Origin of the sequence: Polynucleobacter sinensis (assembly GCF_001595985.1) — a bacterium.
Classification (GTDB): Bacteria; Pseudomonadota; Gammaproteobacteria; order Burkholderiales; family Burkholderiaceae; genus Polynucleobacter; species Polynucleobacter sinensis.
On record NZ_LOJJ01000018.1, the window covers coordinates 138,142 to 159,796 of the forward strand.

General features: G+C 45.6%; 18 protein-coding genes. 13 read left to right on the forward strand and 5 right to left on the reverse strand.

The features are described from left to right. The first annotated feature begins 1 nt into the window (after position 1). The gene (locus AOB49_RS10620; protein WP_062310907.1) at positions 2 to 277 is read left to right on the forward strand and encodes a cupin domain-containing protein; all 276 of its coding nucleotides are present in this window, start codon (positions 2 to 4) and stop codon (positions 275 to 277) included. Between the two features lie 24 nt (positions 278 to 301). Here AOB49_RS10620 and AOB49_RS10625 read toward each other — a convergent pair whose 3' ends face one another. From AOB49_RS10625 to AOB49_RS10635, 3 genes are read right to left on the reverse strand one after another with little or no spacing between them, the layout of a single operon-like run. After that, positions 302 to 2,800 carry a cation-translocating P-type ATPase gene (locus AOB49_RS10625; protein ID WP_062311325.1) on the reverse strand — a complete coding sequence of 833 codons (2,499 nt, stop codon included), beginning with the start codon at positions 2,798 to 2,800 and terminating at the stop codon, positions 302 to 304. Between the two features lie 42 nt (positions 2,801 to 2,842). Then, positions 2,843 to 4,450: an MFS transporter gene (locus tag AOB49_RS10630; RefSeq protein ID WP_062310909.1), complete on the reverse strand. Its 1,608-nt coding sequence runs from the start codon at positions 4,448 to 4,450 to the stop codon at positions 2,843 to 2,845. 7 nt (positions 4,451 to 4,457) lie between these two features. Beyond that, a complete protein-coding gene (locus AOB49_RS10635) occupies positions 4,458 to 5,177 on the reverse strand; it encodes an IclR family transcriptional regulator (RefSeq protein ID WP_062310911.1) in 720 nt (239 codons plus the stop codon). A gap of 65 nt (positions 5,178 to 5,242) precedes the next feature. On the opposite strand from AOB49_RS10635, the gene AOB49_RS10640 reads away from it, so the two are divergent. Next, positions 5,243 to 6,178, forward strand: a complete 936-nt coding sequence (locus AOB49_RS10640) for a hydroxymethylglutaryl-CoA lyase (protein WP_062310912.1) — start codon at positions 5,243 to 5,245, stop codon at positions 6,176 to 6,178. Next, entirely contained in the window at positions 6,178 to 7,377 is a 1,200-nt protein-coding gene (locus tag AOB49_RS10645; protein WP_062310913.1) for a CaiB/BaiF CoA transferase family protein, read from the forward strand. Before AOB49_RS10640 ends, AOB49_RS10645 begins: the two co-directional genes overlap by 1 nt. Here AOB49_RS10645 and pcaF read toward each other — a convergent pair. Then, positions 7,374 to 8,594 (reverse strand): 3-oxoadipyl-CoA thiolase, encoded by a 1,221-nt coding sequence (gene pcaF, locus AOB49_RS10650; RefSeq protein WP_062310914.1) that lies wholly within the window; start codon positions 8,592 to 8,594, stop codon positions 7,374 to 7,376. The two genes, AOB49_RS10645 and pcaF, sit on opposite strands and share 4 nt — an antisense overlap. Positions 8,595 to 8,606: 12 nt before the next feature. Beyond that, complete coding sequence (locus AOB49_RS10655) at positions 8,607 to 9,374, reverse strand: IclR family transcriptional regulator (protein ID WP_062310915.1); 768 nt, start codon at positions 9,372 to 9,374, stop codon at positions 8,607 to 8,609. Between the two features lie 89 nt (positions 9,375 to 9,463). Here AOB49_RS10655 and AOB49_RS10660 point away from each other — a divergent pair, with 89 nt between their 5' ends. The 10 genes from AOB49_RS10660 (at position 9,464) to AOB49_RS10705 (ending at position 21,652) form a co-directional block, all read left to right on the forward strand. Next, the gene (locus tag AOB49_RS10660; protein ID WP_407070236.1) at positions 9,464 to 10,456 is read left to right on the forward strand and encodes a tripartite tricarboxylate transporter substrate binding protein; all 993 of its coding nucleotides are present in this window, start codon (positions 9,464 to 9,466) and stop codon (positions 10,454 to 10,456) included. A gap of 24 nt (positions 10,457 to 10,480) precedes the next feature. Continuing rightward, a complete protein-coding gene (locus tag AOB49_RS10665) occupies positions 10,481 to 11,278 on the forward strand; it encodes an enoyl-CoA hydratase/isomerase family protein (RefSeq protein WP_062310919.1) in 798 nt (265 codons plus the stop codon). Between the two features lie 52 nt (positions 11,279 to 11,330). Continuing rightward, positions 11,331 to 13,403, forward strand: a complete 2,073-nt coding sequence (locus tag AOB49_RS10670; RefSeq protein WP_245640673.1) for an acetate--CoA ligase family protein — start codon at positions 11,331 to 11,333, stop codon at positions 13,401 to 13,403. A 20-nt stretch (positions 13,404 to 13,423) separates the two neighbouring features. Next, entirely contained in the window at positions 13,424 to 14,224 is an 801-nt protein-coding gene (locus AOB49_RS10675) for an alpha/beta fold hydrolase (RefSeq protein WP_172793432.1), read from the forward strand. A gap of 12 nt (positions 14,225 to 14,236) precedes the next feature. Further along, positions 14,237 to 16,279, forward strand: a complete 2,043-nt coding sequence (locus AOB49_RS10680) for a 3-hydroxyacyl-CoA dehydrogenase NAD-binding domain-containing protein (RefSeq protein ID WP_062310924.1) — start codon at positions 14,237 to 14,239, stop codon at positions 16,277 to 16,279. Between the two features lie 18 nt (positions 16,280 to 16,297). Further along, positions 16,298 to 17,248 (forward strand): D-2-hydroxyacid dehydrogenase family protein, encoded by a 951-nt coding sequence (locus AOB49_RS10685; protein ID WP_062310926.1) that lies wholly within the window; start codon positions 16,298 to 16,300, stop codon positions 17,246 to 17,248. 18 nt (positions 17,249 to 17,266) lie between these two features. Then, the gene (locus AOB49_RS10690) at positions 17,267 to 18,412 is read left to right on the forward strand and encodes an acyl-CoA dehydrogenase family protein (RefSeq protein ID WP_062310928.1); all 1,146 of its coding nucleotides are present in this window, start codon (positions 17,267 to 17,269) and stop codon (positions 18,410 to 18,412) included. A gap of 53 nt (positions 18,413 to 18,465) precedes the next feature. Further along, complete coding sequence (locus AOB49_RS10695) at positions 18,466 to 19,440, forward strand: Bug family tripartite tricarboxylate transporter substrate binding protein (protein ID WP_062310929.1); 975 nt, start codon at positions 18,466 to 18,468, stop codon at positions 19,438 to 19,440. 3 nt (positions 19,441 to 19,443) lie between these two features. Continuing rightward, the gene (locus AOB49_RS10700; protein WP_062310931.1) at positions 19,444 to 20,802 is read left to right on the forward strand and encodes an MmgE/PrpD family protein; all 1,359 of its coding nucleotides are present in this window, start codon (positions 19,444 to 19,446) and stop codon (positions 20,800 to 20,802) included. Positions 20,803 to 20,866: 64 nt separating this feature from the next. Continuing rightward, on the forward strand, positions 20,867 to 21,652 hold the full coding sequence (locus tag AOB49_RS10705) for a class II aldolase/adducin family protein (protein ID WP_062311327.1): 786 nt from the start codon (positions 20,867 to 20,869) through the stop codon (positions 21,650 to 21,652). Positions 21,653 to 21,655 lie beyond the last annotated feature (3 nt).

Below are 21,655 nucleotides of genomic sequence, written 5' to 3' on the forward strand. Positions count from 1 at the left end.
AGTGAATCGTAGTGAATTTCTTCAAATGCTAGCAAATAAGGGCTACCCAGAACCAGTTCTAGTAGAGTGGGAGCCGCATGGTTCTTTAGGTGAGCACACCCATCCATTTGAAGTAAAGGCCTTAGTAACTCACGGCCAAATTGATATTGCGATTGACGGAATTCAAAAGAGCTACTCAGTCGGCGATGTATTTCACTTGTCATGCAATCAAAGTCATTCTGAAAGCTATGGTGAACAAGGCGTGAAATACCTTGCCAGCAGAAAAGAGCCTTCTTAATTCTTACCAAGCAGCGCTTCAATTTCAGATAGCTTGATATTTCTTAAAGCCGAATTTAGTGAGTTCACACCATAAAAGGCTGGCAAATCCAGCTGCTAATATGAGGGTGGCACCTTTCGCATCGATTACGGAAAAATCAAACCTTTCCCTGAGGAATGGAATAAAAATCAGCCCCATAAATGAGATGCTAGTCACGCCAATAATCCATTTTTGAGAAGGATTGGATTTTTTGAGGATGGTGATGATGTGCTCTCGCTTTGAGCGGCTAATAATGATAAGCAATAAATTACCCAGTACCAAACTTCCGAAGGAGGTGGTGATGGCGAAATTTTGAGGGTAGCTAAGATATAAGAGAGCGAGATACAGTCCAACGGTAATTGCCATAAGGCCAATTCCTTGAATGATTGCCAAAGACACATTGTTGAGTGCGAAAATCTTCTGCTTTGGATCGCGGGGAGGTCGGTGCATGAGATTCATCTCCGGAGATTCCATCTCAAAGACAATGGCGCAAGTTGGATCAATAATCATTTCCAAGAACAAAATATGAATTGGTGAAAGCATTGGTGGTGCGCCAAAAATCAGGGGAATGAAAACTGCTCCCGCTATTGGAATATGCACGGCTATGACATAAATAATTGCTTTTTGGAGATTGTCATAAATTTGACGACCTTGTCTAATAGCGTTGACGATTGAGGAGAAATCATCATTAAGTAATACCAAGGAAGAGGCTTCACGAGCTACATCCGTACCCCGTTGCCCCATGGCAATTCCAACGTGAGCGGCTTTTAGAGCTGGTGCATCATTAATGCCATCGCCAGTCATCGCAACAATTTCATTATTTTCTTGAAGCGCCTTTACGAGTCTTAGTTTTTGCTCGGGCTTTATGCGAACAAATACAGATACATCTTGGACTATGTCCCTAAGATCTTCATTGCTCAGTTGATTAATTTCTTGACCGGATAAAACTCGATGAGTTTTGATCCCGGCTTGCCTTGCAATGGCTTGGGCTGTCACGGCGTGATCGCCCGTAATCATGATGACTCGGATGCCAGCATCTTGACATTGCTTGACTGCGGATGGTACTTCGGATCGCAATGGATCTTTAAGTCCAACTAGCCCAAGCCACTCATATTCAAATTCATGAATAGTGCTTGGCCATGAGTCTGTATTTTTTCGGTAGTTTGCTCGTCCGACTCCAAGTAGGCGCATGCCTCCTGATGCCATTGCGTTAATTTGCTCTTCGATGCTCGCCTTTTCTTGGTTATTGAGCTTGCACAGAGACATTACCGCCTCTGGAGATCCTTTAATTGCCACCACATAATCGAGCGATGAATCTGTGGTTCTCCATAGGTGTGCCATGGCTGGAAAATCAGGGCTTAAGGGGTATTCATGAGCTAACACATGGTTCGCATAATCTGCTTGATGGTTTTTATGGAGAGATGACAGGCTTTCATGAAACGCCTTCTCCATGGGATCAAATGGCTCAATTTCACTGGCCAAAACCGCATAACTTAGTAGTTGGGTCTGCGCGAAATTTAAAGTTTGCATCCCATCCCCTAAGTCGAGAATCTCATGGGGCGTTGCTAGACCTTGGAGGGTCATTTTGTTAATCGTGAGCGTACCTGTTTTATCAACGCAAAGCGTATTGATGCTACCTAAAGTCTCAATGACTGGTGCATGACGGGTTAATACTTGTTGACGAGAGATGCGCCAAACCCCAAGCGCCATAAATACTGTCAGAATGACTGTAAATTCTTCGGGGAGGAGTGCCATCGTCAGACTAATTCCGGAGAGCGCACCTTGGAGCCAGTTTTTATATAGGAGACCGTATATCAAAAAGACAATGATTGAGAGTACAAGGCCATATATCGCATATTGTTTGATTAGGGTGGCAATGTCTTGTTGAAGTGGGCTTTCCGCTTCCTCTATCTCTCCAAGACTTTTACCAATTTTTCCAAGCTCTGTCTGAAGGCCGATTGCCTCAACGACTGCTGTTGCTCCACCTCTCAGCACAAGACATCCTGAGTAGATCAATTGACCATTTAACTTATCAACTGGAACAGATTCTCCTGTAAGGAGGGATTCATCAACTAGCAAATCATGCGCCTCTAGAAGCCGAGCATCTGCTGCAATCCGACTACCCTCTTCTAGAATTAGGAGATCACCGACCACTACTTCTCTGCCAGCAATACGTTGTTTTATACCGTTACGAATGACCAATGCTCTTGGGCTAGAGAGATCTTTTAGTGCATCAATGGCTTTTTCACTTTTTCTCTGTTGATACAGGGTGATGGTGATCGAGATGGCGATAAAGCCAAGTAGGATGAGAGCATCTTCGACGCTACCTATAACGAGATAGATACCCCCAGCAATCAATAGAAGCCCAAACATGGGTTCAGTGAGCACTTTAAATAATGACCGAAGGAAAGTGTGGCGATCCCCTGATGGCAATTCATTAAAGCCATGAAGCTCTTGGAGCTTTTTAACTTCAGTAGAGTTAAGACCTAAATGATTGCTTGCCATAATGGCCATTCTAGTCCGATAGCATGGCAAATGCTGTGGAAATTACTCTTTGAGTCGCGAGGCGATTCTTCTAATTACTTTGGGTGGATGAGAGTCTAGGTGGTGACGATGCCGTTCCTCTTGCATTGCAAGATCTTCCGCAGTAAAGCGATCAAATCTTCGAAGATAATCAGCCCAGGTTTCAAAAACAAAATTTTCAACAAACTTGCCCGTGTGTTCTGCATCCTCAAATAGACTCCATGACAATGCACCTTGTCTTAATCGAGATTTTCTGGTCTTACCCATAATCTTTCTGAAATCTTCAAGATGGTCATGATGAATGCAGTATTCGATTGAGATCAAAACAGGGCCGGCATGCAGTTCAATATCCTGGGTGGGGTGCGGTCTTTCTAGGGGACATACTGGAGTGAGGTCTTCGACAGCGTGATTGTCGATGCGAAATTTACGAATAAGGAAAAGACTGATTAAGCCAAAGGCGGAGCTAATCAAGATGCTGGATGTAACGTCGAGTTCGCTAGCAATTTTTCCCCAAAGACCAGCCCCTAGGGCGCTACCGCCCATTAAACTCATTTGGTAAATAGACATTCCTCGGGCTCTAACCCAGCTGGGAAGGGTGACCTGGGCAGCCGTTGTGAGGGAGTTTGCAACAGAAATCCATGCCATTCCGCACACCATCATAAGTGGAGAAGCAACCCAAAGATTGGGAGCAAGCACGACTCCTGCACAAGCAATGCATAAAACGGTTACGCCATAGTTAATCAGGTCGCTAGATTTAATGCGTTTTCTGATATGTGGAAGTTGAGAGCCTGCAATGATGGCGCCAAGCCCCAGGCAGGAGAGTAGCAGGGTGAATGTATTTGCCCCGCCTTCAAAATGATCTTTTGCAATCACTGGCAGTAACGCAATGAGGCCAGTCGATTGCAAAAAGAATAAAAACGCTCTAACAATAATGATGCGCATCCGGTTGGATTGCCATACATGCTGCATGCCAACTCGCATTGCGCCAATAAAACGTTCGCCTGGCAATGCGGGCACATAATTTTGATACTGCCAACGCATGACAATCGCGGTGGTAATAAGCGATAGCACCATATTGAGGGCAAAGACATATTGACTACCAGCAAGCGCAATAATGGTTCCTGCTGCCAATGGGCCAACAATTCTGGAGGTATTCATGGCGATGGCATTGAGCGCCAGAGCGGGCTGTAGTGACTCTTTGGGAACGAGATCGGGGACTACGGCCGAAAAGATTGGCCAGCGCATTGCAAGACCAATGCCATTGGTGAATGTGAGAAATAGAAGGGTGTATGGGCCAAGGGTCCCAACTGCAATAAATAACATTAAAGCGGTCGCGTTGATCGCAAGCCAGATTTGTGTAAAGAGAAAATAATGTTTTCGATTAATGATGTCGGCCAGTGCGCCACTAGGTACTCCCAGTAGAAGAACGGGAAGGCTGGATGCGGTTTGTACCAATGCGATCAGCGTAGTTGAGGTGGTGAGCGAAGTCATAGTCCATGCGGCGGCCACATCATTCATCCACATGCATATATTGGCAATTAACCAGGTGAACCAGAGTGCACGAAATGTATCAAAGCGAAGTGGCGATAACCACCCTTCTTGACCAATGATGCGCTCTAGGTATGCTCTCATCGTCTTATTATTGCTTAAAAGTCCCGCCTAGTAATTCAGTCATCTTTTTAGCGCTCTCCCTGACGATTTTTTTCTGCTTCTCTTGCAGGCGATAGGTGGGCATTGTGAGGGTAATCACCCCCATTAGACCCTGGCTGTTAAAGACGGGTGCGGATATTCCCGCTATTTCTTTTACTCTATCACCCGATATTGCTAGCACCATTTCAGTCCGGATTTGTGCGAATAATTTTCCAGTAGCGCCCTCAAATGCCATAAGTACCTTGCCACCAGCTCCTTTATCAAGTGGCAGCAAGTCACCAGGTTTAATGTGATCTCTCAGTGCTTGATTTGAGTCTACTCTTAATAGGCATAGACGATCCTCTCCGTGTCTTACGTGGAATGCAGCGCTCTCATTGGTAGCTTCCATGAGAGCCTTCAGAATAGGCATTGCAATAGTTTCAAGTGAGACATTTGCTTGGTAGGCACTATTTAGAGTGGCCACTGACGGACCTAGGATGTATTTACCATCCATTTTTTTGATGACTAGACCCGCATTTTCTAGGGATGCCAGCATTCTTAAGATCGAGCTTTTATATAAGCCAGTAGCTGCCGATATCTCAATCAGAGTGAGCTCTGGATGCACTGGGGTAAACAGCCGAAGAATAGTGAGTGCCTTGTCTACTGAGGCTACGCCGCCCTCCGCGAGGGAGATATTTTCTTGATCCGTTTTATTTGATTTCTTTGGCATGCGTGATTGCTCTGAACTGTGGTTAAATATTAACTATAGAACTATATTCCATAGGATAGAACATCATGAGCAACGCGTCAATTGAAGTTTTGATTAGCGAGGTTGGACCGCGCGATGGTTTGCAATCTATTCAATCGATCATGCCAACAGCCAATAAAGAGCTCTGGATTAATGCCTTGTATCAATCCGGTATCCGCGAAATCGAAGTTGCATCTTTTGTGCCAGCAAAATTATTGCCACAAATGGCTGATGCAGCCGATGTGGTCCGCTATGCCAAAACATTTCCTGATTTAACAGTTCTCGCGCTTGTGCCTAATTTAAAAGGTGCTGAAGCAGCTATTCAAGCAGGTGTAGACAAGATCACCATTCCTGTTTCTGCAAGTGCGGCCCATTCCTTGGCAAATGTACGCAAAACGCGGGAGGAGATGATTGAAGAGCTGAAAAAAATTATAGGATTTAGAAATGCACATGCTCCGTTGGTGCAGGTTGAGGTAGGGATTGCAACAGCATTTGGATGCACCCTTCAGGGGATGGTTCCTGAGGATGAAGTTATTTGGCTTGCTGAACAAGTGATTGAGGTTGGGGTTGATGAAGCGGGCCTATCTGATACCACCGGCTATGCCAATCCTGCTCAAATTAAGAGATTGTTTAAGAGATTGCGCAATGCAATTGGTAATAAAGCGGGTGCGGCCCATTTGCACAATACGCGTGGTCTGGGTTTGGCAAACTGCCTAGCTGCATATGAGGAGGGTGTGAGGTCGTTTGATTCTTCTATGGGTGGATTGGGTGGTTGCCCTTATGCCCCGGGCGCATCTGGAAATGTAGTAACTGAAGATCTTGTGTTTATGTTTGAGGCAATGGGAGTAAATACGGGAGTCAGTCTAGAGAAACTTTTTGAAGCTAGGGAAGTGCTTCGATTGGGATTGCCTGGTGAGGCTATTTATGGAATGGTTCCTGAGGCTGGTTTGCCAAAAGGTTTTTCTAAAAAAGGAAGCATCTGATGAGTCAGCGGAATTCACTGCCATATGCCGGAATTCGGGTAATTGAATTTACTCATATGGTTATGGGGCCAACTTGTGGCATGGTACTGGCAGATCTTGGTGCGGAGGTGATCAAAGTTGAACCTATTGATGGGGATAAGACGCGAAGACTTTTGGGATCTGGAGCCGGATTTTTCCCAATGTTTAATCGCAATAAAAAAAGTATTTCGGTGAATATGAAAACTCCAGAGGGTATGGAGGTAGTAAAAAAACTGATTGCTACAGCTGATGTAGTGAGTGAAAACTTTAAACCGGGAACGATGGCCAAGATGGGTCTAGACTATGAAACTCTGCGTCAAATCCATCCCAAATTAATTTATGTTTCGCATAAGGGATTTTTACCTGGGCCGTACGATCACCGAACCGCTTTAGATGAGGTTGTGCAAATGATGGGTGGCTTAGCCTATATGACTGGGCCTGAGGATAGACCTCTAAGAGCTGGCTCATCCGTGAATGACATTATGGGTGGAATTTTTGGAGCGATTGGTGTGATGGCTGCACTTCGTCAACGTGATTTCACGGGTATTGGCCAGGAGGTTCAAAGCTCTCTATTCGAAAACAATATTTTCTTGGTTGGGCAGCATATGATGCAGTACGCTGTGACAGGGAACGCCGCCAAGCCCATGCCTAGTCGAATTTCCGCTTGGGCAATCTATGATGTATTTGAAGTGGCTGATGGCGAGAAGATATTTTTAGCGGTAGTGTCCGATACGCAATGGAAAATTTTCTGCGATGCATTTCAATTTGATGATTTGTATCAAGATGCTAGTTTAGCTAGCAATAATCTGCGTGTAGCAGCAAGACCAACGTTAATTCCAGAAATTACAAAAAGACTTTCTGGATTTTCAGCGAGTCAGATTAGTGCCATATTTGAGAAACATGGCCTTCCATTCGCACCAATCACTAGGCCTGAACAGCTATTCCAGGATCCACACTTGATTGCTACTGGCGGGCTTGCGCCAATACAGATAACGGACGGCCCGAACGCTGGACTTGATACGGCGGTCCCATTATTGCCGCTAATGATGAATGGAGGGCGGCTGGGCGTTCGAAGCGGCCCTCCAAAATCAGGCGAACACTCTACTCAAATACTGAATGAGCTTGGTTTTAGTGCAGATGAGATTGCAAAGCTTGGTGAAAGTGGAGTGATTCACTCTTAGGCAGCTCTCTCAATTACCATGGCGATGCCTTGGCCCACTCCTATGCACATAGTGCAGAGGGCGTAGCGTTTTTGCTGTTCTTCCAGCTCGACAACAGCGCTCGTAATTAAACGAGCACCGCTCATTCCTAGTGGGTGCCCGAGTGCAATGGCCCCTCCGTTAGGATTGACGCGCTGATCATTATCTGCGACACCAAGCTCGCGAAGTACTGCAAGCCCTTGAGCTGCAAATGCTTCATTAAGCTCGATGACATCGATTTCGTCGATAGATAAGCCAAGGCGCTTGAGTAATTTTTGAGATGCGGGTGCTGGACCAATTCCCATAATGCGAGGAGGAACTCCAGCAGTTGCCATGCCAATAATTTTAGCGCGCGGCGTAAGTTGATATTTCTTTACTGCATCTTCGCTGGCGAGTAGCAATGCGCAAGCACCATCATTGACGCCGGATGCATTGCCTGCAGTGACTGTGCCATCAGCTCTAACAATAGGCTTAAGTTTTGTAAGTGCCTCTAGGGTAGTTGCGCGTGGGTGCTCGTCTTGACTCACGACAATTGGATCCCCTTTTCTTTGGGGGATAGTTACCGGAACAATTTCTTTGGCAAGGCGACCGTTTGCTTGAGCGGCAGCAGCTTTATTCTGGCTATCTAAAGCCATTCGATCTTGATCAATCCGATTGATCTTAAAGTCGTCGGCAACATTCTCAGCTGTTTCGGGCATGGAATCGACTCCGTACGCTTGTTTCATCAGCGGATTGACAAAGCGCCAGCCAATAGTCGTATCTTGAATGGAGTTATTGCGTGAGAATGCTGATTCAGCTTTAGGCATCACAAAAGGTGCGCGACTCATGCTTTCAACACCGCCTGCGATCATTAGATCGGCCTCTCCCGAGGCAATCGCTCGAGCTGCGGTACCAACAGCATCCATTCCTGAGCCACAAAGGCGATTGATAGTTGCACCAGGTACGTTAGGTGATAGACCAGCCAATAGGGAGCTCATACGCGCAACATTTCGGTTGTCCTCGCCAGCTTGATTGGCGCACCCGAAAATAACATCATCTACCTCATTCCAATTCACTTGGGGGTTGCGCTCCATCAGCGCTTTAATAGGAATAGCCCCTAGATCATCCGTCCTAATACTGGAGAGTGATCCGCCATATCGTCCTATTGGGGTGCGAATAGCGTCGCAGATATAAACGGTGGCGATATTTTTTTTGCTCATAGAATGAATTTTTCAAATAGATTTAAAGGCAGCCTCAATCATATCTTTTAAATCAAGTAGATGAGGTGAATATGTTTCCAGTACTTTATTGAGGCGACCATCAGCTGGCGTGCTGAAATTTAAAGATGCTTGCTGTCCGTTTAATAATTTTATTGGGGTGGAGATTGCGGATATATCGGGTAACCAATTAGCAATGCAGTATTGTTTTTCCTCAATACTTTCAATTGCCAAATTGATCTCCTTTTCAATTTGCTCCCAATGGCTAAGTTTTTGCCGTTTGATTTCGGAGATAAATTCTTTGCGTTTAGTGGGTTCTAAGGTTGCAATCCAAGCCATGCCCAATGAGGTGCGCTCAATTGGTACGCGTTGCCCAGCCACCACTGTTCTAAGTGCAATATTTCTGGTGTAGCGAATAGATTCTAGGTAGACCATTTCCATTCGGTCTGCAATAGCGAGACCAACATTGAGCTTGTATTTTTCGGATGCCTTCCTCATCAATGGGGCAGCCAATTTAATTTCTTGTGAGCCGGTTTTGTAGGCATGCCCTAGGCTCAGGGTGGTGGGAGCAAGTCGATAGGCTGAGTCTTTTTTGCTGTGCTCTAAAAAGCCGGAGAGAACTAGCGTTTGTGTCAGCCTACTCACTGTAGAGGGTGGTAATTTAGTGCGCTCTGCTATTTCGCTGTTGCCCAGTAGATCGACGCCTGGCTTGAAGCAGCGCAGAATTTCCAGCCCTCTAATGAGGGAGCGATTAAGTTTGGCTGAAGATTGTTTTAATTCCATCTAGTGGAATTAGAACATAAATTTGCGCATAATTTGCGTCATACTCATTCTCAATTACTTCTATAAAAATATCCTTGGAGATGCCTGTGATTTATCTAGTTTTGGGATTTAAGCGAAGCCTAGTTACGAGCTTTATTGCAGGCTTAGCCACCTTTTTTTGTGTGGGCTCAGCTGTTGCGCAATACCCGGATCGCCCCATTAAGGTAATTGTGCCTTTTGCGCCAGGCGGCGGCACTGATTTGGTAGCAAGAACTTTGGGTGTTTCGATGGCTGAGGATCTTCGTCAATCTATTGTTATCGACAATAAGCCAGGCGGTAGCACCATTATTGGAACAGATGCTTTGGCCAAGAGTCCAGCCGATGGTTATTCACTAGTCGTGGCTACTTTAGCTCATGCAGTCAATCCAAGTCTAAAAGCCAAGTTACCCTATTCTCAAGATAAGGACTTTGCACCAGTAATTTTGGTGGGCGTTTCTCCAAACGTCGTTGTGGTTTCTGCTGACAGCCCATATAAAACTTTTCAAGATTTTCTAGTTGCCGCAAAAGCAAATCCAGGAAAGCTTTCTTATGCATCTCAAGGTGGAGGAACATCTGCACATTTGGCCGGTGAGTTATTTAATTCAATTGCTGGTACAAAGTTAACGCATGTTCCATATAAGGGTGCTGGCCCTGCTTTAACGGATGTGATTGGTGGGCAGGTGGATGTCATGTTTGCTACTGCTTCGGCTGTAGGGAGTTTGGTGGAGGCTGGAAAGTTGCGGGCGCTTGCTGTGACAACCCCTACGCGCTCCCCGACACCGTTATTAGCTAAGTTACCCACGGTTGCAGAGAGTGGAGTGCCAGGCTACTCTGCGGGTAGTTGGTATGGCTATTTCGCCCCTGCCGGAACACCGCCCGATGTGATTAATAAGTTAAATGCCTCTATCAAAAAAGCTGCTCAATCCACAGCATTCAAGAGTCGAGTTGAAAGTGAAGGCTTGGTAATTAAAACAGGCACTCCAGAAGAATTTGGCAAATTTGTGAAGGCAGAAGAGTTGCGTTGGCGTGCTGTCATTAAGGCTGCCAATATTGCTCCAGATTAAATAAAAATAAAAAAGGAATACTTAATGCAATTTCAATTGATTGAATTGAAGATTCAAGCTGGCATCGCCACCATCCATCTCAATAGACCAGACAAGCGCAATGCAATGAGCGATGAAATGCGCACAGAATTCATCGAGGCATTGGAAATGGTGGCGGCAGATAAGGCAATTCGCGCTCTGGTGCTCACCGGTAACGGCAAAGGTTTTTGTGCTGGCGGTGATATCTCAGGAATGGAAAAGAGGATGCAGGCACCTACTGGAGAGATTGCATTTAACGGATGGCATCGCCAACAGCGTGTTCACCATGCAGTTTCGCTATTGCATACGATGCCCAAGCCAACTATCGCCGCCGTTAATGGGGCGGCATCCGGTTTGGGCGCGGATACTGCTTTAGCCTGCGATTTCATCATTGCTTCTGAGTATGCGAATTTCACCTGGTCCTATATCAATCGAGGAATTATTCCAGATGGTGGGGGAATGTATTTTTTACCTAGGCGAGTAGGTTTGCCTATAGCGAAAGCACTGATCTTTTCTGGCAGAAAAGTAGATGTTGAAGAAGCGGTCCGAATTGGCATTGTTGATCGTCTAGTGTCATCCGAAACTTTGTTGTCAGAAGCTCAAACATGGGCAGCTGAAATGAGTAAAGGCTCAGCTACAGCCCTGGCTTTAGCGAAAACAATTTTGAATCAAACATTCGAAACGAATGCGACTCAGGTATTTGCACAAGGAAGTCAAGCCCAGGGAATTTGCTATACCAGCGTAGAGCATCGTGAAGCTGTGATGGCATTTTTAGAAAAATCTGCCGCCGCAAAGAAAAATTGAATATAAAAAATCAGAGTTAAGACAAGTCATGATAGATGCTATTGAGAAGTTAATGAAGCCGCAAACTATTGCGGTGATTGGTGCTTCAACAGACCCTAAAAAAACAGCCGGAAGGCCAATTGCTTATTTGCAAAAACATCATTTCAAGGGAACGATTTATCCAGTCAATCCCAGGGTTGAGGAAATTTCAGGGCTTAAGTGTTATCCAGATATTGGTTCATTACCGCAAACCCCCGATGTAGCAATCATTATGGTGGGTACAGAGAAAGCGCTGAGTGCCGTGAAGGAGCTTGCCGCCTTGGGTACCCCAGTAGCGATTGTGCTCACGAGTGGTTTTGCTGAACATGGGGCGGAGGGGCTTCGCAAGCAGGAGGAGTTAATTGCTGCGGCTGGCAATATGCGCATTCTTGGACCTAATACGATTGGCATGGTCAATATCACCGATGACATTCCGCTGTCTCCCAGTAGCGCTCTCGAGATGGATGAATTTCCTAAAGGATCGGTGAGTGTTATTTCTCAAAGTGGTGGAATCCTGGGCTCTCTATTATCTCGCGCCACCGCTTCTGGAATCGGATTATCTAAATTGGTGTCTACCAGCAATGAGGCCGATCTCGGTCTGGCAGATTTTGTAAACTACCTAGTCAATGATTCAAGCACTAGAGTGATATTGCTCTATATCGAAAGCATCCGTCACCCTGAAAAATTTAGAGCAGCGGCATTAAAGGCAAAAGCTGCTGGAAAACCGATTGTGGTTTACAAGGTTGGCAAATCTGAAGCGGGGATTAAGGCGGCCGTTTCTCATACAGGCGCTCTTGCGGGCACCGATAAAATGTATGACGCTTTATTTAAGCAAGTTGGGATAATTCGCGCCAATAAATTTTCGGATTTCTTGGACATTCCTGCAGCATTGGCTTCTGGAAGGGATTTGCAAGGAAAGCGCGTTGCGATTTTGACTTCCACGGGTGGGGCTGGCACCTTGGTGGCTGATAGCTTGGGGGAGTGGGGCTTTGACACTCCTGCTCCAGATGAGGCTACTGCAGCCCGTTTGCGTGCACTACAGCCTGGCGATCAGGCTGTGCTGGATCGCAATCCAATCGACGTTACTCTCGCAGGTTTACAGCCAGATTTATTGCGAGGTGCTATCAGTGCACTGCTTGATAGCCCAACTTATGATGCACTCATTTTAATTCTGGGATCATCAAGCTTATCGATGCCTGATCTCATGGCGGGTGCGGTGCGTGATTGTATACAGACCAGTAATAAGCCAGTAATTGCTTATGTTAGTCCACATGCACCAATTGCCGGAGCTTTAATGACCAAGCTTGGTGTGCCAGCGTTTTCTCAACCGGAAAGTTGTAGCGTTGCTTTATCCAGCATGTTGCATGCCAGTAAATTAAAAAATCATCTGATATTAGAGGGATCTATCGCCGACATGCCTATCGGTATAGATGTGGATTCCTTGCATGGATCATTGAACGAGCATCAAGCTAAAAATTTATTCTGCAGCTTTGCTATTCCTAGCGTGAAAGAGGTGGTTTTTAAGGTTGAGAGCTCAAATGTAGATATTGCTCGTGAGCTTGGTAGCAGAGTGGTTTTGAAGATTTTGTCTGGCCAGATTCTGCATAAGACTGAGGTGGGGGGTGTTGCAATCAATGTCCCTGCAGGCGAGATTGCAAGCAAGATTCATTACATGGCTCAAGAGGTGCAGTCAAAGTCTGGCGTGGTGATTGAAGAGTTTTTAATACAAGAAATGGCTTCTGGCGGAATTGAAATGATGGTGGGTATGCACCGAGATCCTCTGGGTACTGCAATTTTAGTTGGTATGGGTGGTGTGACAGCAGAGCTGTTCAAGGATACTCATATGCGACTGATTACACCGGGTAAAGCATTTCATGAGCAAGAGGCTTTAGATATGCTCAAGCAACTAAAGACTTGGCCTTTGCTAGACGGCTATCGCGGTAGGCCAAAATGTGATGTGGATGCTTTGGTGAAGGCAATTGTGCAATTTTCAAAATTAGTCGCCTGCTTGGAAGATCGCCTATTGGAATGCGAGATCAATCCAATCTTTGTATTCCCTGAGGGTCATGGGGTGAAAGCGGCTGATGGAATTGCAGTGTTTAAATAAAGATGCAATCTACCTTCTCAATGAAAACCCACCAAATCCCCTATCAAGAGGGCTATGTATCCTGGAACGAGTTCGGAGAGTCTCGTAGTGGCGTGCCGCCATTGGTATTGCTCCATGGGGGGCATGGTAGCTGGGAGCATTGGTTTAAAAATACAGAGGCACTGTCAGAGCATTTTCATGTATTCATACCCGATATGCCAGGATTTGGAAAATCATCCTTTTTCGATGAGCCACTTCAGACTGGAATGATTGATCCCATACTTGCAACTCTGAATACGCTATTTGGGTCTGATCAAGAAATCAATATTGCTGGATTTTCATTTGGCGGTTTTGTGACCGCCCATTTGGTGAATCAGCGCATGGGAATTGCCAAGATTGCCTTATTAGGCAGTGCTGGTCACGCTGGCCCAAGGCGTCCTCGTGGCGAATTATTGTCATGGAGAGATTTTTATTTAGCACAAGATTGGGGCAATCTACAGCGGGCAATGCGAGAAAATCTATTTCAGCAAATGATTAGTAAGGGTGAGAGAGTTGACGACCTTGCAATTCGGATTCATCAAGATGCCTGCGTTGCCACGCGCTTCAGAAGTAGGCCTATAGCTCGTCCCGGCGGGTTATTGGAGCAGTTACAGTCATATGCGGGGAAGATATTAATGATTTGGGGTGAGCATGATGTGACTTGCACACCGGAATATGTCATTCAGAAGTTAGCGGATGGAAAGGTGGATTGTTCTAGCGTCATTATTCAAGATACTGGGCACTGGGTTCAATATGAAAAGCCGGATGAGGTAAATGATTTATTAGTGGACTGGTTTAAATAATAAAAACAAATAATGAGCAAAATAAAAATTCATTCTGATTCAAATGTGATGGTTGTAACAGTGGACAATCCGCCGATTAATGCAGGCTCAGCGGAAGTTCGAAGTGGGCTGTTAGAAGCTATTCGTGAGCTGGAGTCCGACGGCAAGCTTGAGGCTGCTGTCATTATTGGAGGCGGTACAACATTCATAGCGGGCTCCGATATTAAGGAGTTTTCTTTGCCCTTGGCTGAGCCACAACTGCCAACAGTAATTGCTGCAATTGAAAATTGCTCAAAGCCGGTGGTGTGCGCCTTGCATGGCGCTGCATTAGGCGGTGGTTTTGAGTTGGCTTTGGGATGTGATGCCCGCATTGCTTTAGTCGGCACTTTGCTTGGATTGCCAGAGGTAACGCTTGGGATTATTCCGGGAGCGGGCGGAACGCAAAGATTGCCTAGATTAGTTGGTGTTGAAAAATCGATTGAGTTAATTTGCTCGGGCGCGCGCATTCAAGCTGATGAAGCCTTAAAACTTGGCATAGTCAATGAAGTAGTTCAAGAAAATTTACTGGCGCATGCATTGATATTGGCTAGGTCGATGATTGGTCAAAAAAATCGAATTCGAGATATTTCAATGCCAACAGGAGATGCTGATGCCATTTTGGCGGCGTCTCAAAAGGCCTTGAAGGCAGGTAAAAATCGTCCCCAAGTCAAAGAGGCGATTGCCATGATTTGCAACGCCCAGGCTCTTCCAATAGACCAGGCACTGGCTGTTGAGCGTGAATCTTTTCAGACTCTGAGAGTCTCGATAGAGGCTAAGGCGCTTAGGCATCAGTTTTTTGCTGAGCGTAAGCTATTTAAGGCATTGAGTTCTAACGATGCGCAAGCTCAAGCGCTTGAGCAGATTGCCGTGATTGGTGCCGGAACCATGGGCTCTGGCATTGCAATGGCTTGCTTATCGGCAGGTTATGCAGTGATTTTGCTCGATCAAGATGAGCTTGCTCTTCATAATGGCGTTAAGCGGGTTGAACAGTTTTATCAATCTCGACTCCAGAGTGGAAGAATGAGTCAGGGTCGGGTCAGTGAGCTTCTCCAGCGCTTTTCATTTGGCTCTGATTGGAATGTAATTTCTGCCGCTGATTTAATTATTGAGGCTGTTTTTGAGGACATTGATGTAAAGCACGAAGTATTTGCGAAGATGGATACTCATGCTAAAAGTTCTGCGCTCTTGGCATCCAACACATCTTATTTAGATATTGATGCAATTGCCGCTAAGACAAGTAATCCCTCAAGAGTATTGGGATTGCATTTCTTTAGCCCAGCGCAGGTGATGAAATTAATTGAAATTATTCGCTGCAAAAAGACATCTCCAGTTGCGCTCGCTACAGGATTAAGTTTTGCAAAGCGTCTAGGTAAGTTGCCCATTATTAGCGCTAATTCATTTGGGTTTATTGGTAATCGGATTTATTCTGCTTATCGTCGACAATGCGAATTTATGTTGGAAGAGGGGGCATACCCCGAACAGATTGATGCTGCTCTAGAGGCGTATGGATTTGCGATGGGCCCTTTTGCTGTTGCTGATTTATCAGGATTGGATATTGCCTGGAGGATGCGCAAGAGCCAGGCCGCCAGTCGAGATCCTGGACATCGTTACGTATCAATTCCTGATACTTTGTGTCTTGCCGGTCGTTTAGGTCGAAAGGTAGGCGCTGGCTATTACCGATATCCAGAAGACTCCAAGGAAAAAGTGTTAGACCCCGTGGTGAGCGAAATCATTGAAGCAGCAAGCAAGGAGAAAGGGATTATCAGACGCCCGTTTAATGCTGATGAAATTGTGAATCGCGTGCTCTTAACCATGATTAATGAAGTTGCCCACTTGCTATCCGAGGGGGTGACTACAGTGGCGGACGATTGTGATATTGCGCTAGTTAATGGCTATGGTTTTCCGCGTTGGCAAGGTGGACCTGTATTTATTGCAAGAGCCAAGGGGCAGAAGTTGCTAGATCAAGAGTTAAAGCAACTTGCCAAAGTTAGTGGTCCCGGTTTTTTGCTTGCCAATACTGATGTCTTGTTTATTTAGTCTGAAGGATATTGTTTTATGAAAATTGTCATTCCGGATGACTACCAAGATTGCGTTCGAAATCTAGATTGCTTTATTAAATTGCAGAAGCATGATGTCCAAATTTTTAATGACACAGTTCATGAATTAGATGCTCAGGTGGAGCGTTTTAAGGATGCTGAAGCCATTGTGTTGACACGCGAAAGAACGGCAATTACTCGAGAGCTCATTGACCGTCTTCCTCATCTCAAGCTTATTTCCCAAACAGGAAAGATGGCATCCCACGTCGATCTTGAGGCTTGTAAAGAGCATGGCATTGTGGTGATGGATGGCCGCGGATCTGGCAGCGCTACCGCCGAAATGAATCTATTGCTTATTTTGGCCGCATTAAGAAATCTAGTCCCCGAAGTAAATCGTTTGCAATCTGGCCAGTGGCAGGGATCCCTGGGGCGACAGCTATCTGGCAAGGTTCTTGGGGTGTATGGATTTGGCCGAATTGGGCAGCAAGTTTGCCAATTGGGCCGCGCTTTCGGTGCAAATATTTTAGTTTGGGGTCGTGAATCTAGCTTAAGCAGGGCTCGCGAGATGGGTTTTGATGTTGCCCAGTCTAAGCAGGAATTTTTTAGCAAAAGCGATATTGTTTGCTTGCAATTAAGGTTGAATAAAGAAACGCTGAGGATAGTGACAGCAGCCGATTTAGCTTTAATGAAATCAGACGCTCTTTTAGTCAACGCAAGTAGAGCAGAATTAATTGAGTCAGGCGCGCTGTATGAAGGGCTCAAAGCTGGCCACCCGGGATTTGCGGCAATTGATGTGTATGAACAAGAGCCAGTATTAATGGCTGCTGATCCACTGTTGCAGCTACCAAATTGTTTATGTACGCCTCATTTAGGCTTTGTGGAAAAAGATAACTATGAAGCATATTTTGGAGTTGCCTTTGACAACATTAATGACTTCGTTGATGGAAATGTGAAAAATCGTGTCGTTTAATTTTTGATTGGGATAAAAATGAATTTTGAATTAAGCAGTGAGCAGCAGGCATTTGCAGACGCGGTGAGAAAATTTGCGGCTAAGGAGCTTGCTCCTGGCGCGCTCGAGCGAGCCCATAACCCTCGTTACCCTTGGGATATTGCCGCTAAGCTTGGTGAGCAAGGTTTATTAGGAATCGCATTTCCTGAAAAGGATGGAGGGCAGGGAGGAACTCTAATGGATGCGGTGATTGCCATTCAGGAGGTGGCACTGCATTGCCCCAAATCTGCTGATGTGGTCCAGGCAGGAAATTTTGGCGCTATCAGGACTTTTGTGGAATACGCGAGCGAACAGCAAAAAGAAAAATATTTGCCTGATCTCTTGGCCGGGAGAAAGATTTTGGGATTAGGCATGAGTGAGCCAGAAGCTGGGTCTGCAGTAACGGAATTGCAGACTTCCGCCAAAAAGGTCGATGGCGGCTATTTAATCAACGGTTCAAAGGTTTTTTCAACGCATAGTCCTGAGGCTGCTGTGTTTTTAGTTTACGTCCGATTTGGTCCGGGCTTAGATGGCATAGGATCTATTTTGGTAGAGAGGGGGGCGGAAGGTTTAACTGTAGGCCAGCCCAACAGCTTTATGAGTGGCGAAGAGTGGTCCCAGCTCTATTTTGAAGATTGTTATATTTCTGATGATTCAGTTTTGCTTGGTCCTGGTGGATTTAAGAAGCAAATTAGCGGCTTCAATATTGAGCGGATTGGCAATTCATCACGCGCTCTTGCTTTGGGTCGCTATGCTTTCCTTAAGGCAAAAGAGTATGCATCTGTTCGCAAACAGTTTGGCAAAGAGATTTGTGAATTTCAGGGAATTCAGTGGAAATTTGCTGAAATGGCAGTGAAATTGGATGCTGCTCAACTCTTGCTCTATCGGGCTGCCGTGAATGCGGATGTAGGTCTGCCATCAGCCTACGAAACTACAGTGGCTAAATTAATGTGCAACAACACTGGATTTGAGGTTGCCAATGAATCATTGCAAGTGATGGGCGCAACTGGCTATAGTCAAGAGACTCTCGTTGAGTATTGCGTCAGGCGAACCCGAGGCTGGATGATTGCCGGTGGGTCTCTTGAGATTTTAAAGAATAGAATCGCTGAAGAGGTTTTTGAGAGGCGCTTTAATCAGCGCGCATAAGTCATTTATGGTTTACAGTTTTTAAAAATATTCAATATGGAGACAAACTAATAATGAAGCTCACTAAAGTTATTGCATTAACTGCTGCTTTATCCGCAAGCCTCATATCGCTGAGTTTTGCGCAATCTGCAGCTTCCTACCCCAATAAACCAATCAAGATAGTGGTTTCATTCACGGCCGGTGGAACAACTGATATTTTGGCGCGGGAAGTTGGAAATCAAATGAGTATTCGATGGAAGGTGCCCGTTGTTATTGAGAACAAGCCTGGAGCTGCCGGAAACTTGGGGACGGAGATTGTGGGTCGTGCTGCTCCGGACGGCTATACATTGTTAGCGAGTTCTATTGGCCCCATTTCGATCAATCCAACGCTGTTTGGAAGTTTGCCGGTCAATCCTCAAAAAGCATTGCAGCCCGTTGCTTTGCTTGGAGATGTCCCAAATATTCTGGTGGTGCCTTCATCAAGTGGGATTAAAAACTGGAAAGAATTAACGGCGTATTTAAAGGCAAATCCCGGATCAATCAACTATGGGTCAACGGGTATCGGCACTACTGCGCATTTAATTAGTTATTTTTTCGCGCAAAAGTTGGGCATGGATGCAACTCATATTCCTTATAAAGGAGCTGAAGCCACGCGCGATCTAGTGGCCGGACGTTTACAGTATATGTTTGCAACGGCGCCTTCGGTAATTCCTTTGATTAAAGCTGGGCAGTTGAATGCGATTGCTGTTTCATCAAAGAAAAGAATTAGCGCGATGCCTGATTTGCCTACCCTGACAGAATTGGGTGTGGATATTGCTACTGGTGCTTGGTTTGGCTTCTTTGCGCCAGCCGGAACTGATCCTGCGATTGTGAAGAAATTAAATGAGACCACATTGAGTATTTTGGAGGAGCCAGCTATTAAGCAAAAATTGCTTGGGCTGGGTGCTGACCCTGTCCCAATGAATGTGGCCGAGTTTACAAAATTTGTGCATAACGATTACGCGCTATGGGCTCCGATCGTCAAGGCATCAGGCGCCAAGCCCGAGTAAAAAATGACTTTATTAGAAAAGTTTGGGCAGTTTATTGAGGCATCTCAAGCGCAAGTGTTTTCAGCTAGCACAATGCATCATGCGCGTCGAGCTCTTCTTGATTGGCATGGAGCATTAGTTGCTGGATCTAATTCCGAGGCGGCAAAGCGTCTAATGAAGGCTTATGATGAAGAGCTTGGCATTGGAAAATGTTCGATTGCAGGCACTACGCAAAAAACGTTTTCTCGAGCAGCCGCTTTTATGAATGGCACGATCTCGCATATTGCTGAGTTTGATGATATTTTTCGAGATGGGGCTTATCACCCAGCATGTCCAACAATCTCAGCTGCCTTCGCTTTAGCGGAGGCTCGTGATGATTCGGTTGAACATCTTCTCGCGGCAATGATTGTGGGTTATGAAGTTTCGACTCGAATTAGCAAAGTCATTCAACCGAGTCATTATGAGTACTTTCATACCACTGGAACCGCGGGCGTATTTGGATCTGCGGCGGCTTGTTCATATCTTTTGGGGCTAAATGCAAATCAAGCTTGTGATGCTTTAGCAACGGCAGGAACTTTCGCAAGTGGCTTGCAGCAAGCCTTCCGTTCTGACTCGATGACAAAGCCGATGCACCCAGGTCATGCTGCTGAGGTAGGTTTAAATGCTGCGCTGGTAGCTCAGGCTGGCATGACGGGTACTTCTGATTTACTGGAGGGTGATGCTGGTTTTGGTGCGGCACTCTGTAAAAATCCCCGATGGGATGAGCTATTTGAAAATCTTGGTTCGACCTGGAATATTGAGCAAATGACTTTTAAAAATCACGGTTGCTGTGGGCATAATTTTCCAGCCATTGATGCAGTCGCACATCTATTGAATCAATACCCTATTAGCCCTGAAAATATTACTCAGATTCGGGTCGGGGCCTATAAGGCGACAAATGAAGTGTGTAAGTATGTTCATCCTAAAACGCCTTTTGAAGCTAAATTTAGTTTGACCTATACCGTTTCTGCGCGAATTATTTTGGGACGTGTCAGGGAGCGGGCATTTCTGCCGGAATCCTTAGTAAATCCAGATATCTATGCACTTGAAGATAAGGTGGAATTGAGTGTTGATCAGGAGTGTGCCTCAAAATTTCCACTGCATCGATCGGCAAAAGTAGCGATTGAGATGAGCGATGGTTCTGTGTATTCGCATCATCAGCATACTCGGCACGGGGATCCAGATGAACCCTTAACGGATCAAGAGTTGCTTGATAAATTTATTGAGTTAACCGAGTCAAGAATTAGTCTTGCTAGTGCACAGGGTTTGTCCGATGCCATATTAAGTCAAGGGCAGGGGTCTGTTAGAGATTTATCTCGGTTCTGGTCAAGAGCGGCTTTATAGCGTTTAATCAACATACAATACAGCGCAGCATCCCGATAAATTGGGAATGTGAATGGGAGAAAAAATGACTCTAGGTAGATTGCAGTTGCCATCATTAAAAAATCAGGTGAGTGCGGAAGAATGGAATGCGCGCGTTGATCTAGCAGCCTGTTACCGCTTGATTGCGCATTACGGTATGTCCGATATGATGGCTAATCACATCACCATTCGGGTCCCAGGAGAGGAAGATGCGTTTTTGACCAATCCATATGGGATGATGTACGAAGAGATGACGGCATCATGTTTGGTAAAAATTAATCACGATGGTCAAGTTCTTTATAAGCCGGACTTTGGTGAGCTCAATTACGGTTTTAATAAACCTGGTTACATCTTGCATAGCGCTGTTCACAAAGCTCGCCCTGAAGTTAATTGCGTCATTCACACTCATACCCCAGCGGGGATGGCGATTTCATCTTTAGAATGTGGCCTACTTCCCATCAATCAAACTGCCATGCGATTTTTGAAGATTAGTTATCACGATTACATGGGCGTAGTTCTTGATATGGCGGAGCAAGAGGTGTTAGTTCGGGATCTTGGAAATTCAGAAGCAATGATTTTGCGTAACCACGGACTGCTTACTCTAGGTAAAACCGTTGGCGAGGCATTTAATTGGATGCATCGACTTGAGACTTCTTGTCGCGCTCAGCTTGCGGCGATGGCATGTAATACCCCATTGCAAAAAGTGTCGCAGCAGGTTTTGGAAGAGACTTATTTAAATTATCAGCCGCAAACTCGTCGCCCTTATGGATTGATGGAGTGGCCAGCATTACTCAGGATGCTTGATCGCATGGATCCTAGTTTTAGGGAATAATCC

Bases quoted from the DNA above. Each gene is read 5' to 3' on its own strand.
- AOB49_RS10625 (WP_062311325.1), bottom strand. From the start codon at position 2,800: ATGGCAAGCAATCATTTAGGTCTTAACTCTACTGAAGTTAAAAAGCTC.
- AOB49_RS10630 (WP_062310909.1), bottom strand. From the start codon at position 4,450: ATGAGAGCATACCTAGAGCGCATCATTGGTCAAGAAGGGTGGTTATCG.
- AOB49_RS10635 (WP_062310911.1), bottom strand. From the start codon at position 5,177: ATGCCAAAGAAATCAAATAAAACGGATCAAGAAAATATCTCCCTCGCG.
- AOB49_RS10640 (WP_062310912.1), top strand. From the start codon at position 5,243: ATGAGCAACGCGTCAATTGAAGTTTTGATTAGCGAGGTTGGACCGCGC.
- AOB49_RS10645 (WP_062310913.1), top strand. From the start codon at position 6,178: ATGAGTCAGCGGAATTCACTGCCATATGCCGGAATTCGGGTAATTGAA.
- pcaF (WP_062310914.1), bottom strand. From the start codon at position 8,594: ATGAGCAAAAAAAATATCGCCACCGTTTATATCTGCGACGCTATTCGC.
- AOB49_RS10655 (WP_062310915.1), bottom strand. From the start codon at position 9,374: ATGGAATTAAAACAATCTTCAGCCAAACTTAATCGCTCCCTCATTAGA.
- AOB49_RS10665 (WP_062310919.1), top strand. From the start codon at position 10,481: ATGCAATTTCAATTGATTGAATTGAAGATTCAAGCTGGCATCGCCACC.
- AOB49_RS10670 (WP_245640673.1), top strand. From the start codon at position 11,331: ATGAAGCCGCAAACTATTGCGGTGATTGGTGCTTCAACAGACCCTAAA.
- AOB49_RS10675 (WP_172793432.1), top strand. From the start codon at position 13,424: ATGAAAACCCACCAAATCCCCTATCAAGAGGGCTATGTATCCTGGAAC.
- AOB49_RS10680 (WP_062310924.1), top strand. From the start codon at position 14,237: ATGAGCAAAATAAAAATTCATTCTGATTCAAATGTGATGGTTGTAACA.
- AOB49_RS10685 (WP_062310926.1), top strand. From the start codon at position 16,298: ATGAAAATTGTCATTCCGGATGACTACCAAGATTGCGTTCGAAATCTA.
- AOB49_RS10690 (WP_062310928.1), top strand. From the start codon at position 17,267: ATGAATTTTGAATTAAGCAGTGAGCAGCAGGCATTTGCAGACGCGGTG.
- AOB49_RS10695 (WP_062310929.1), top strand. From the start codon at position 18,466: ATGAAGCTCACTAAAGTTATTGCATTAACTGCTGCTTTATCCGCAAGC.
- AOB49_RS10700 (WP_062310931.1), top strand. From the start codon at position 19,444: ATGACTTTATTAGAAAAGTTTGGGCAGTTTATTGAGGCATCTCAAGCG.
- AOB49_RS10705 (WP_062311327.1), top strand. From the start codon at position 20,867: ATGACTCTAGGTAGATTGCAGTTGCCATCATTAAAAAATCAGGTGAGT.